Source organism: Duganella sp. LjRoot269 (assembly GCF_964254095.1).
Taxonomy (GTDB): domain Bacteria; phylum Pseudomonadota; class Gammaproteobacteria; order Burkholderiales; family Burkholderiaceae_D; genus Rugamonas; species Rugamonas hordei.
This window is the reverse complement of sequence record NZ_CAXUSL020000001.1, coordinates 3,988,166-4,001,691: the sequence shown is the minus strand read 5'-3', so window position 1 is coordinate 4,001,691 and position 13,526 is coordinate 3,988,166. Positions and strand designations below refer to the sequence as shown.

Below are 13,526 nucleotides of genomic sequence, written 5' to 3'. Positions count from 1 at the left end.
CTTCGACTTTTGACGCCTATGGAAGCGTCAATTGATCTTCAACGCGTTGGCGTAGGCCAGCGCCGGCGCGTCGGCCGGCAGGGTCACCTGCAAGCCGTCCGCGGTCTGCCGGAACGCCAGCTGGCGGCCGGAGCCGAGCAGTTCGACCCGCGTCACGCGCCGCTTCAAGTGCGGGCTGCCGCTGCGCATGGACGCGATCGACACCATGCCGGCCGCCGGCCAGCCCATGACGAAGGCATACACCTGCTCGCCCTTGGCGGTGAAGCGGATGTCCGCCGCCGAGAACGGTTTGCTCTTGCCCTCGTTGAAGCCCGGGCCCGACATTGCCGGGCTGTCCTGCATCACCGGCCCCTCGCCGAACACCGCCCACGGCCGGGTGTCGTAGATGCCTTCACCGTTGCGGGCGATCCAGCGGCCGATTTCCTCGACGATGGCGTGCTCCTGCTCGTCGATGGTCCCGTTGCCGCGCACCGGCACGCTCAGCAGCAGGTTGCCGTTCTTGCTGACCACGTCGATCAGCGTGTGCACCACCGTCTGCGCGCTCTTGTAGCCTTTGCGGTCATACAAGCCGCGGTCGTAGTGCCAGTTGCCGATGCAGGTGCAGGTCTGCCATGGCTGGGCCTCGATCTGGTTGCTTTGGCCGCGCTCGACGTCCCACACCATGGTGCGGCGCTGTTCGGCACTGAGGATCTTGCCGTTGACGACAGCCTCGTTCTTGCCCTTGGTGGCGATGCTGCGGTTGTACATGTGCGCCGCCAGCCGCAGGCCGACGTCGCTGACCGGATGCAGGGGCAGCACGGTATCGTCGTAGTACACCAGGTCCGGATCGTAGGAATCGATCAGGTCGCGGGTGCGGTTGTAGAACTTGTCGCAATAGGCCTGGTCGGGAATCGACGCGCCGCCGCCCCAGTGCCATTGCTGGTCCTGCACGCCGTCGCCGCCGCCGCGCTTGCTCAGGGCGTGGCCTTGCGCATACAAGGCCTGCGGGTCCATACCCTCCCACCACTTGCCCTTGCCGTCGGCCCGGGTCAGATTGCCGTCGTAGGGGATGCCGGCGTAGGGGCCGCTCTTGTCGGCGCCCTGGGAGGTCTCGTACCAGGTCCAGGCGTGCGCGGCGTGCACGCTGACGCCGAAGCGCAGGCCGTTGGCGCGCGCGGCCTTGGCCCAGCCGCCGATCAAGTCCTTGCCGGGACCGTTTGTGGTCGAATTCCATTCCGGCTGGTAGCGGCTGCGGTACAGGTCGAAGTTGTCATGGTGGTTGGCCAGCGCGACGAAGTACTTGGCGCCGGCCTTCTTGTAAAAGGCCACCAGGGCGTCAGGATCCCAGCGCTCCGCCTTCCACTGGTGAATGATGTCCTTGAAGCCGACCTGGGACGGGTGGCCGTACTTCTGCAAATGATGCTTGTAGGCGTCGCTGCCTTCCTCGTACATCAGGCGGCCATACCAGTCGCCAAACTCCGGCTCGCATTGCGGGCCCCAGTGCGCCCAGATGCCGAACTTGGCGTTGCGGAACCAGTCCGGGGTTTTGTAGTTCGCCAGCGAATCCCAGTTCGGCGCGAACGGGCCGGGGGCGATGCTCGCCGTCCCCGCCGGCGCGACCGCCTCGGCGGCGTAGGCCAGGCGGGACAGCGCGATGGCGGGAATGGCGGCGCCCATGTGTTTCAGTAATTGTCGTCTTTTCATTGTGTGGTCTCCAGGATGCGATAGTTGGATTATGTTGCCGAAGCGGTCCGCCGCAGTTACGAAATTGAATAACGTGTGGGGCAAAATTTCGTAAAACGGGAAATCCCGGGAAGCCCGGCTTGCATTTGTATTTCCTGCTATTTATATTGAGCCGGCAAACGACCCCAAGGTCTTGTATTGAACCAGGAGAGGAAAAGAATTTGAAGACGACGATGCAACGGACTGTGCGACGCGTCAGCGCCATGGTGGCGGGCTTGCTGTGCGCTGCGGCCATGGTGCCCGGCCAGGCCGCAGCGGGCGATGAATCGGCCGCCCGCGTCCAGTGGTGGCGCGAGGCCCGCTTCGGCATGTTCATCCACTGGGGACTGTACGCCATCCCCGGCCGCGGCGAGTGGGTGCAATGGGGCGAGCAGATCCCGGTCGATCAATACGCCAAGCTGGCCGACCAGTTCAAGCCGACCCGTTTCGATCCGCAGGCCTGGGCCGCGCTGGCCAAGGACGCCGGCATGAAGTACACCGTGCTCACGGCGCGGCATCACGATGGTTTCGCATTGTTCGACGACGGCGCCAACCCTTTCACCAGCGTGAACAGCGCCGCGCACCGCGATTTCGTGGCCGAGTATGTGAAGGCGGTGCGCCAGGCGGGATTGGGCGTGGGACTGTATTACTCGCCGCTGGATTGGCGTTTCCCCGGCTTTTTCTTCCCCGACCTGCAGCGCGAAAGCGCGGAAGCGATGCGCGCGCAATACCACCGCCAGGTGGAGAAGCTGCTGTCCAGTTACGGCAAGATCGACGTGCTGTGGTTCGATGGCGGCGAAACCGACTGGCTGAGCTTTAGCGGCGACTGGACCATCGCCGAATGGAAGAAGCGGCCCGACGGCAAGCACTACCAGGGTGGCTTCAGCTGGCAGCACGACCAGGTCTACTCCACGCTGCGCCGCCTGCAGCCGCAAGTGCTGATCAACGGCCGCGCCGACATGCCGCCGGACTTCCGTTCGCGCGAAGGCGACGCCGCGCTGGGCGATTTCGACAACGAGCACCCGTGGGAGCTGTGCACCACCATCGCCGGCGCGTGGGGCTACCAGCCCAATATGCAGCCCAAGCCGCTCAAGCACTACCTGCAGTTGCTGGCCAACGTGGCAGGGCGCGACGGCAACCTGCTGCTGAACGTGGGCCCGGATCCCGACGGCCAGATCGATGCCACGCAGGCGGCGCGCCTGCGCGAGATCGGCGCCTGGCTGGGACAATACGGCCAGAGCATCTACGCCACCCGCGGCGGCCCCTTCCTGCCGGGCGAGTACGGCGCCTCGACCCATCGCGACCGGACCATCTATGTCCACGTGCTGAAATGGCAGCAGGACAAGCTGGCCTTGCCGGCGATTCCGGCCAGGATCGTGCGCGCGTCGGTACTGACCGGCGGCGACGTGCGGTTCACGCAGACGGGGCAGGGCATCGAGCTGTCCGTGCCGCCGTCGGCGCGCAACGACATCGACACCATCATTGCCTTGCAACTGGATTCGCCGGCCGCCGCGATCCGGCCGCTGCCTGTGCCGAAGTAAGCGTCGGGCGGCCCGAGGCCCGGCGTCGCGTACCCGATTTGATCAATTTCATCTGTTGCGTTGAGCAATTTAGTATTGAAATCAGATCAGGAAGTATGGACCATGGCTTCAGCCTTGAAATCGACCTCGTCGCGGCGTAGACCGCGACGCACATGGCTGATTGCCGGGACGGCAATCCTGATAAATCACTGGGGGAACGCAAGATGCAGTTGAAGAAAAACATGACCTGCCTGATGGCCGGCTTGCTGATGGCGTTCGGCGCCACAGCAGAGACCTATCACTGGGACAACGTTGCCATGGGCAGCGGCGGCTTCGTCAGCGGCGTCGTACCCAGCAAGAGCGAGCGCGGCATTGTGTATGCTCGTACCGACGTGGGCGGCTCCTACCGCTGGGATGGCCAGACCGGCCGCTGGATAGCGCTGACGGACTGGCTGAGCGAGAGCGATACCGGCCTGATGGGCGTGGAGTCGCTGGCGGTCGACCCGCGCAACGCGGCCATCGTGTACATGCTGGCCGGCACCAGCTACTTCAGCGGCGGCAAGACCGTGATCATGCGCTCGACCGACTATGGCAAGCACTTCCAGGTGACCGACGTGACGGCCCAGTTCAAGGCGCACGGCAACGGCATGGGCCGCCAGAATGGCGAGCGGCTGCAGGTCGACCCGGGTTCCAGCAACGTGCTGTTCGTGGGCACCCGCAGCAACGGCCTGTTCAAGAGCGTCGATTCGGGCGCGACCTGGAGCCGGGTAAACGGGCTGAACGTGAATGACACGCCCAACGGCAACGGCATCGGCTTCGTGCTGCTCGATCCGGCCAGCGTCAGCCAGGGCACGGCCAAGCGCATCTTCGTCGGCGTGTCGCGTTACGGCTCGGTGGGACCGAACCTGTATTTCAGCAAGGACGGCGGCGCCACGTTCGCCCCGGTCGCGGGCGCGCCAAGCGGCCTGATGCCGCAGCGCGCGGCGATCACGTCCAAGGGCCGCCTGTACCTGACCTATGCCAACGGCGCGGGACCGCACGGCTCGTCCAGCGTGGCCAACGAACCGATGAGTACGGGCCAGGTCTGGGAGTACAATACCGTCGGCGGCGCCTGGACCAACGTCACGCCGGCCGGCATCAGCCAGCCGTTCGGCGGCATCAGCGTCGACCCAGGCAATCCCAAGCGCCTGGTCGCCTCGACCATCAACACCTACTGGCTGCAGCAGCGCGAGCCGGCCACCTACGGCGACCGCATCTTCACCTCGCTGGACGCCGGCCGCAGCTGGACCGACCTGATGGCGCGCGGCATGACGATCGACCCGAACGGCATCGACTGGGTCCGCACCTCGTCGATCCACTGGGCCGGCGCGATCGAGTTCGACCCGTTCGATACCAAGTCCGCGTGGGTGATATCCGGCAACGGCCTGTTCAAGACCAGCGACATCGACGCGCCCACCAGCAGCTGGAAGTTCGACGTGCATGGCATGGAAGAGACCGGCGTGTACGAAGCCGAGAGCATTCCGGGCGGCCCGCTGGTGACGGTGGTCGGCGACTACGACGGCTTCATCAGCACCGATCCGGCCCAGTACGGCCCGCGCCACACGCCGTCGATGGGTTCCACCACCGGCCTGGCCGTGGCCGCGCAGGCTACGCACGTGATGGCGCGGGTGGGCAATTTGCTGTACACCTCGACCAACATGGGGGTGAGCTGGGAGCAGGCGCCGTCCATGAATGGCTCGCGCGGCAACCTGGCGCTGTCGGCCGACGGTTTCGTGCTGCTGCACAGCCCGGAAAATTCGACCACCACCTACCGCTCCACCGATTTCGGCGCCAACTGGACGCCGGTGGCCGGCCTGGCCGTGAACAATGCGCGGCCGGTGGCCGACAAGGCCAACCCGGCCAAGTTCTATGTCTACGACCGCGTCAGCGGCAAACTGCTGGTGAGTACCGACGGCGGCAGCTCGTTCAATCCCCAAGCCCAGCTGCCCACCGGCGGATCGAGCCTGGTGCGTACCACGCCCGGCCTCGAGGGCGACCTGTGGGTGTGCCTGGACTCGAAGGGTCTGAGCCACTCGACCGATTCGGGCGCCACCTTCACCAGCGTGGGCGGCATCAATTCCTGCGGGTCCATGGGCCTGGGCAAGGCGGCGCCGGAGGCCAGCTATCCAACCCTCTACATGTGGGGTGCGGTAGGCGGCACGCGCGGCCTGTTGCGATCGACCGACCGGGGCGCCCATTGGGACCGCATCAACGACGATGCCCATCAATACGGCGGCTCGCTGAGTGGCTGGGTAACCGGCGACATGAACACCTACGGCACCGTCTACATGAGCACCAACGGCCGCGGCAGCGCCTACGGCAGGATCGACCCGGACGGCGACGTCCAGGTGGTGCCGCAGGTGTACGCGAAGCCGGCGCCCACCGCCGAGTGCAAGTACGTCGTGACCAGCGGCTGGTGGGGCGGCCACATCGCCGACGTGCGCATCACCAACACCGGGCCGGCCACCATACCCGGCTGGACGCTGAACTGGACCTACAGCGACAACTCGTCGGTGCAACAGTTCTGGAACGGGGCGGTGACGGGCAGCGCGCCGAACTACTCGGCCTCCGACGTGGGCTGGAACCACGACATCGCTCCGGGACAGACCGTCACGTTCGGCATAGTCGTCGGCGGCCAGGATGGGCCGGACTTCACCGCGATACCGGCCGTGACCGGCGACGTCTGCAAATAAACGCCTCTTATTCAACAAGGTAATCCCATGAAAAAAACTCTGTTCGCACTGATCGCCGGCGCCAGCCTGATGCTGGCCTCCCAGGCTCATGCCGGCGTCGCCAATTTCGATGACCTGGCCACCGCCGGCGACTTCGCCAGCCTGGGCGATATCAGCCCGTACGCCGGCCTGAACTGGAGCGCAGACTGGTACGCCGGCGACACCGGCATCGACGGCTACGCCAACGGCGCGCACTCCGGCACCAACTACGCCGTCAACGGCTTCGGCGCCGACGCGGTCGACATCAGCAGCGCCACCGCGTTCAAATTCACCGGCGCCTGGTTCGCCGCGCCGCAGGGCGTGGACGACAAGGCCAGCTGGGTCAACGTCACCGCCTACGACGCCTCCAACCACGTCATCGGCAGCACCGGCAACGTGGCCATCGGCGCCAGCTATGTGTGGGTGGCCGGCGGCTTCGACAACGTGTCGCGCCTGAGCGTCTCGCGCGACAGCGGCTGGTATGTGATGGACGACTTCAGCACCGCGGCCGCCGCGCCGGTGCCGGAGCCCGGCACGGCGCTGATGCTGGGGGCCGGCCTGCTGATGCTGGGCGCCGGCCGGCGCCGGTCGCGCCGCCGCTAAGCGGCCGGCAACCAAGGCTGTAGCGGGGGCCGCGCCACAGCGCGGCTCTTTTTTTAGAACCATTTGAACTAGACGACGATGCAATTTAAGAAAAAAATAAGCCTGATGGCCAGCGCCATCGCACTGTGCTGCGGCGGCATGGTGGCCGCCGCCGATACCGCCACGTTGGCGCAACCGGACCAACCGTGGATGAACCGCCAGCTTGGCGCGGACCAGCGCACCGAGCTGGTGTTGCAGGCCATGACGCTGGACGAGAAACTCAAGCTGGTGATGGGCTATCTGGGCGCGGACGACGAAGGCAAGCATTTCAAGCGTCCGCCAGCGTCGCACAAGCAATCGGCCGGCTTCATTTACGGCGTCGAGCGCCTGCAGATTCCGCCGCTGTGGCAGACCGACGCCGGCGTCGGCGTGGCAAGCCAGGCGGGGCCGGAAGCGCGGCCGGCGACGGCGCTGCCGTCGGGCTTGAACACGGCCGCCACCTGGGACTTGCAAACCGCCTTCGACGGCGGCGCCATGATCGGCGCCGAAGCGCGCTCCTACGGCTTCAACGTGCTGCTGGCGGGCGGCGTCAACCTGATGCGCGAACCGCGCAACGGCCGCAACTTCGAATACGCGGGTGAGGATCCTCTGCTGGCCGGCAAGATCGTCGGCGCGCAGATCAAGGGCATCCAGTCCAACCATATCATCTCGACCCTCAAGCATTACGCGCTGAACGACCAGGAGACCGGCCGCACCACGCTCAACGTCAAGATCGAGGAGCAGGCGGCGCGGATGTCGGACCTGCTGGCCATGCAGATCGCCAAGGAAGAGGGCAATCCCGGTTCGGTGATGTGTTCCTACAACCGCATCAACGGCGTCTACGCCTGCGAACACAATTACCTGCTGAACCAGGTGTTGAAGCAGGACTGGGGCTTCAAGGGCTGGGTGATGTCCGACTGGGGCGCGACCCACAGCACGGTGCCGGCCGCCAACGCGGGGCTGGACCAGCAGTCCGGCCTGCCGTTCGACGTGGCCGAGTATTTCGGCGCGGCGCTGAAGGAGGCGGTGCAGAACGGCTGGGTGCCGCAGGCGCGCCTGGACGACATGGCGCGGCGCGTGCTGCACAGCATGTTCGAGCACGGCGTGGTGGACCGGCCGGTGCCGGCCACGCCCGAGGCGATCGACTTCAAGGCCCATGCCGCGGTCACGCTGCGCGATGCGCAGGAGGGCATGGTGCTGCTGAAAAATGCCGGCCGCGTGCTGCCGCTCAGCGCCTCGGTCAAAAAGATCGCGGTCATCGGCGGTTACGCGGACAAGGGCGTGATGGCGGGCGGCGGCTCCTCGCTGGTGTATCCGGCCGGCGGCAACGCGGTCCCGGGGCTGGAGCCCAAGTTCTGGCCGGGCCCGGTCATGGTCTATCCGTCGTCGCCGCTGCGCGCGATCGAACGCCAGGCGCCGCAGGCCAAGGTCAGCTTCAACGACGGCAACGATCCGGCCGCCGCCGCCAAACTGGCCAAGGACGCCGACGTGGTGGTGGTGTTTGCCACCCAGTGGACCGGCGAAGCCTTCGACGTGCCCAATCTGTCCCTGCCCAACAAGCAGGACGCGCTGATCGCCGCCGTGGCGGCGGCCAATCCGAAGACCGTGGTGGTGCTGGAAACGGGCGGCCCGGTGACCATGCCGTGGCTGCCGAAGGCGGCTGCGGTGCTGGAGGCCTGGTACCCGGGCACCAGCGGCGGCGATGCGATCGCCGGCGTGCTGTTCGGCGCGGCCAATCCGTCCGGCCACCTGCCGGTGACGTTCCCCGCTTCCGAAGCGCAGCTGCCGCGCGTGGCGCTGGACGGCTATCCGGAACCCAAGGAGCCGCGCCGCTTCGACGTCGATTATCACGAAGGCGCGGCGGTCGGCTACAAATGGTTCGACCTGAAAGGCCATCAGCCCTTGTTCCCGTTCGGCCATGGCTTGTCCTACACCGAGTTCGCGCTGTCGGACCTGGACGCGCGGGTGGAGCAGGGCGTGCTGCAGGCCTCCTTCACGGTCAAGAACGTCGGCAAGGTCAGCGGCAAGCAGGTGGCGCAGGTGTATGCCGCGCCGCTCGACGTCCGCTGGGAAGCGCCCAAGCGCCTGGTTGGTTTCCGCAAGGTCGAGGTCAAGCCGGGCGCCGGCGTCAAGGCGTCGATCAGCGTGGATCCGCGCCTGCTGGCAATGTATGACACGTCCAGCAAGACCTGGAAGGTGGCGGCCGGCAATTACAAACTGACGCTGGCCAGCGACGCGATGGACCAGAAAGCCAGCAGCGTGGTGGTGCATCTGGACGCGGCCGTCTATGATGTCAACGGGCGGCCGGTAGCCGCGAAGTAACATCGGGCGCGGCCTGGCCGCGCCCATTTCCGGAGTCTTGCATGATGAATCCACAGAACGCAGCGTCTCATTTCAAACGCATCGTGGTGGTCGGCGGCGGCACGGCGGGGTGGATGACCGCGCTGGCGCTGGCCACCGGGCTGCGCGGCGGCACGGTGGAGCTGGTCGAATCCGAGGAGATCGGCATCGTCGGCGTGGGGGAGGCGACCTTTCCCTCGATCCGCGAGTACAACCGCCTGGTCGGCATCGACGAAGCGGAATTCCTGCGCGCCACCAACGGCACCTACAAGCTGGGGATCGAATTCCGCGACTGGCGCGTGCGCGGCGAAAGCTACTTCCACACCTTCGGCGACTTCGGCCAGTTGAGCGGCCCGGAAGCGCTGTGGGGCCACTACCGCCGGCTGCGCGAAGGCGCGCCCGGCTCTTTCGACGAGCAGTGCCTGCCCTCCGTGATGGCGCAGCAAGGGCGGTTCTGCGCGCCCTCAACCGCGCCCGGCGCGCCGGTCTACAAATACGCCTTCCACTTCGATGCCACGCTGTACGCCGATTTCCTGCGCAAGCTGGCGCTGACGCGCGGCGTGCGGCGCACCGAAGGGCGCATCGTCGACGTGGCGCGCCGCGCCGACGGCGGGGTGGCGAGCCTGCGGCTGGCCGACGGGCGCGAGGTGGCCGGCGACCTGTTCATCGACTGTTCCGGCTTCGCCTCGCTGCTGCTGGGGCGCACGCTGGCCGAACCCTTCGTCGACTTCGGTCACTGGCTGCCGGTGGACCGGGCATGGGCCTGTCCCTGCGAGCGCAGCGGCGCCGAGCTGACGCCGTACACCCGCGCCACCGCGCTGGAAGCCGGCTGGGCCTGGCGCATTCCGCTGCAGAACCGGACCGGCCATGGCCACGTGTTCGCCAGCCGTTTCATCGACGAGGAGCAGGCCCGCGAGCAGCTGCTGCAACAGCTGGACGGCGCGCCGCTGGCCGAGCCGCGGCTGCTGCGCTTTGCCACCGGCCACCGCGCGCGCTTCTGGGTCCACAACGTGGTCGCGCTGGGATTGTCCTCCGGCTTCCTGGAGCCGCTGGAATCGACCAGCATCTTCCTGATTCAGAGCGGCCTGGGGCGGCTGATGCCGCTGCTGATGTCCGGCGCCCCGGTCGGCGCCGCGGCGGTGGCCGACTACAACACCGGCTCGGTGCGCCAGTTCGCGCGCATCCGCGATTTCATCATCCTGCACTACCGCCTGACGGCACGCCGCGACAGCGAGCTGTGGCGCCACATGGCGGAGATGGAATTGCCGCCGACGCTGGCGTTCAAGCTGCTGGCCTGGCGCGAGACCGGTTCCTTGCATATGTACGACGAGGAGGGCTTCGACGCCACCAGCTGGCTGGCGATCCACGCCGGCATGGGCCACTGGCCGATGCGCGAGGATCCGGTGCTGCTGGAGCTGGGGCGCGACGACGCGCTGCAGGCGCTGCGCGATCGCCGCGACGCGATCGCCGCCACCGTGGCGCGCCTGCCCGGCCACGACGTATTCCTGAACCACGTGCTGGGACGCTGACGACATGATCCATACGATGTCCTTAATCGGCGTCGCCTCTCTGGCATCGCCCTGAAGGATGCCAACGACAATGGTTTTGCCCTGTCAAGGCCCGCCTGTGCCTTGAGTGCACGGTTGCGTTGCGTTCGTAATGTATCTAGAATGATTGTATGCAACACCTCACTGTCCATGATCTGATTTCGGAAAATAATCGCTTACGTGCCTTATTGCAGCAACAAGCCGAGGCGCAACGCAAGGTCGAACAAGCGGTGGGTATCGAACGCCTGCTGATCCGCACCCTGACAGACAATATGCCCGAATTGATCTACGCGAAAGACGCTCAAAGTCGTTTTTTGTTTGGCAATATGGCGGTGGCCGACATCATGGGTGCCAGCAGCCCCGCCGCGTTGATCGGCAAGTCCGACTACGATTTCTACGCGAAAGAATTGGCGGATCAATATTTCACCGACGAACAAGCGTTGTTGCGTTCGGGTGATTCTCTGATTGGGCACGAAGAGCCGGTCGCCGACGCCCATACCGGTGAGCAACGAACCCTGCTCACGACCAAGGTGCCGTTGCGCGACCACGACGGCGTAGTGATAGGCATTGTCGGTATTGGTCGCGATATCACCGATCGCAAGCTGGTCGAAGCAGAACTGTTGAACAGCAATAGCTTGTTGATCGAGCTAAACAAGAAACTGTCGCACGCGCAGGAGCAACTCGTTCAATCGGAGAAAATGGCGTCGATCGGTCAACTCGCCGCCGGCGTAGCCCACGAGATTAACAATCCGATCGGCTACGTATGTTCCAATATCAGCGCGCTCGATGGCTATATGGTGAAAATCCTTAACATCTTGGCGGTACACCTCGATGCGCAACAATTCATTACGGCGCCCGACGTGGTAGAGCGGCTGAACCGCTTGCGCATTGAAAACGATATTAACTACGTGATCACCGATTGCGGCGACTTGATGCGCGAAACCCGGGAAGGGATTTCTCGCGTCAGGCAAATCGTACAGGATCTAAAAGATTTCTCCCATGCCGACACCAATCTCGATTTCCATTGGGCCGATCTGCATCGGGGGATCGACTCGACGCTCAATATCATTTCCAACGAACTAAAGTACAAGGCCGATGTGGTCAAGGAATATGGCGACATTCCTCCGGTCGAATGTATCGGGTCGCAGATCAATCAAGTTATTATGAACCTGGCGGTCAACGCGGCCCACGCCATCGGTGCCGAGCGTGGCGTGATCACTCTGCGTACTGGGCTGGACAAGGTCCACGGTGACAAGGTGTGGATCGAGGTGGCCGACACTGGTTGTGGCATCGCACCCGAAAACGTGAAACGGATTTTCGAGCCATTTTATACGACCAAGCCGATCGGGCAGGGAACCGGTCTGGGGCTGGCGCTGTCCTATGGCATCGTACAGCGCCACCGGGGGCAGATCGAGGTTACCAGCGTCGTCGGCCAAGGCACGGTGTTTCGCGTGACGCTGCCGCTCAAGCACACGCCTGTTGATTTGCAAGAGATTTTGCCCCGCTCTTAGAGCTCGCCACGTACGGATCGAGACAACCCCAATTCAATACAGAGATGATGCGACTACTTCCAATCACGGCGATGCTGGCGGCGTTACTGGCTTGCGTGCCGGCCCTTGGCTTCGCCGAGCCCAAACAACGCTTGATTGTCCTCACCGATATCGAAGCCGATCCCGATGACAGCCAGTCGCTCGTGCGCTTGCTCCTGTACGCGAACCAGATCGATATCGAAGGCCTCGTCGCCACGACCTCTACGCATCAGAAGTCGCGTATCGCACCGGCGTCCATACATGCGATCATCGACGCCTACGGCCGAGTGCAACCCAATCTGTTGAAGCACGAACCGGGGTTTCCGAAAGCGGAGGCGCTGAAAGCGGTGGTGCGCTCCGGCTCGCAAGTCTACGGCATGCAAGGTGTCGGCGACGGCAAGGACTCGCCTGGATCGGACGCCATCATCAAGGCCCTGGAGAAAAACGATACGCGGCCCCTGTGGGTTTCGGTCTGGGGCGGCGCCAATACGCTTGCTCAAGCGTTGTATCGGATCGGCCACGACAGGACGCCGGAGCAGGCCGCCCGCCTGGTCAGCAAGTTGCGCGTCTACACGATCTCCGACCAGGACGATTCCGGTATCTGGATACGCACCCAGTTTCCCCACCTGTTTTACATCGTCAGCCCCGGTGGGTATGGCAATGGCACGTGGACTGGCATGCATTCGACCGAGCCGGGCTTCGACAGCACGGAAGTGAGCAACAGCTGGATCGCCACGCATATTCAACAAGGGCATGGACCGCTGGGCGCGATCTATCCGGATGTTTCCTTTGGCGTGGAGGGCGATACGCCATCCTTCCTGTCCTTGATACCCAACGGCCTGAACGCGCCCGAGCATCCGGACTGGGGCGGCTGGGGCGGGCGCTACGAGTTCTACACGCCAGCGTTGGAGACGACCAATCCGGAGGGCTTCACCGGCAACGTACCTGTATTGCAAGAGCCGCATGCCATCTGGACCAACGCCGTGGATAGTTACAGGCCGATGGTCCACAACGACTATGGCCGCACGGTGCGCGCCGACGACAAGGTCTCCACTGGGTACAGGACCACCATCTGGCGCTGGCGCAAAGACTTCCAGAACGATTTCGCCGCCCGAATGGAGTGGACCACCAAGCCCTACAAGGGGGCGAATCATCCACCAATAGTAAAGCTCGTACCCGGCGAACGGCTGACCGTCAAATCCGGCGAGGGCTTCATGCTGAGCGCGGCCGGCAGCTCCGACCCCGATGGAGATAGCTTGAGCTACCTGTGGTTTCAGTATCCCGAAGCTGGCAGCTACAAGGAGGAGATCAAGCTGGGGTACGCGGAAAATCATCATACCGTTTGGGGGCAGGCGCCAGTGGTAAGCAAGACGGAGACCGCCCACTTCATCGTAAAGGTTATCGACAAGGGCAGTCCGGCGCTGACGCGCTACCGACGCGTCATCGTCACAATCGTGCCGTCTGCGCCCTGAGCATGTAAATAATTTCAGTCGGCCGGTACAATGGGAGGGCCAGCCA

At 64.8% G+C, this 13,526-nt stretch carries 8 protein-coding genes; 7 read left to right on the top strand and 1 reads right to left on the bottom strand.

All coding sequences use genetic code 11. The features are described 5' to 3' along the window. Nucleotides 1-27: 27 nt before the first annotated feature. The gene (locus ACSQ3S_RS17900) at nucleotides 28-1,683 is read right to left on the bottom strand and encodes an alpha-L-fucosidase (RefSeq protein WP_436143254.1); all 1,656 of its coding nucleotides are present in this window, start codon (nucleotides 1,681-1,683) and stop codon (nucleotides 28-30) included. A 212-nt stretch (nucleotides 1,684-1,895) separates the two neighbouring features. On the opposite strand from ACSQ3S_RS17900, the gene ACSQ3S_RS17895 reads away from it, so the two are divergent. The 7 genes from ACSQ3S_RS17895 (at nucleotide 1,896) to ACSQ3S_RS17865 (ending at nucleotide 13,480) form a co-directional block, all read left to right on the top strand. Beyond that, a complete protein-coding gene (locus ACSQ3S_RS17895; RefSeq protein ID WP_436143253.1) occupies nucleotides 1,896-3,242 on the top strand; it encodes an alpha-L-fucosidase in 1,347 nt (448 codons plus the stop codon). Nucleotides 3,243-3,445: 203 nt separating this feature from the next. Then, on the top strand, nucleotides 3,446-5,953 hold the full coding sequence (locus ACSQ3S_RS17890) for a cellulose binding domain-containing protein (protein ID WP_436143252.1): 2,508 nt from the start codon (nucleotides 3,446-3,448) through the stop codon (nucleotides 5,951-5,953). Nucleotides 5,954-5,980: 27 nt separating this feature from the next. Then, the gene (locus ACSQ3S_RS17885; RefSeq protein WP_436143251.1) at nucleotides 5,981-6,574 is read left to right on the top strand and encodes a PEP-CTERM sorting domain-containing protein; all 594 of its coding nucleotides are present in this window, start codon (nucleotides 5,981-5,983) and stop codon (nucleotides 6,572-6,574) included. 78 nt (nucleotides 6,575-6,652) lie between these two features. After that, complete coding sequence (locus tag ACSQ3S_RS17880) at nucleotides 6,653-8,914, top strand: glycoside hydrolase family 3 C-terminal domain-containing protein (protein WP_436143250.1); 2,262 nt, start codon at nucleotides 6,653-6,655, stop codon at nucleotides 8,912-8,914. Nucleotides 8,915-8,955: 41 nt separating this feature from the next. Further along, entirely contained in the window at nucleotides 8,956-10,461 is a 1,506-nt protein-coding gene (locus ACSQ3S_RS17875; RefSeq protein WP_436143249.1) for a tryptophan halogenase family protein, read from the top strand. Between the two features lie 149 nt (nucleotides 10,462-10,610). Continuing rightward, the gene (locus ACSQ3S_RS17870; protein ID WP_436143248.1) at nucleotides 10,611-11,990 is read left to right on the top strand and encodes an ATP-binding protein; all 1,380 of its coding nucleotides are present in this window, start codon (nucleotides 10,611-10,613) and stop codon (nucleotides 11,988-11,990) included. A 44-nt stretch (nucleotides 11,991-12,034) separates the two neighbouring features. Continuing rightward, nucleotides 12,035-13,480 (top strand): nucleoside hydrolase-like domain-containing protein, encoded by a 1,446-nt coding sequence (locus ACSQ3S_RS17865; protein ID WP_436143247.1) that lies wholly within the window; start codon nucleotides 12,035-12,037, stop codon nucleotides 13,478-13,480. The last annotated feature ends 46 nt before the right edge of the window (nucleotides 13,481-13,526 follow it).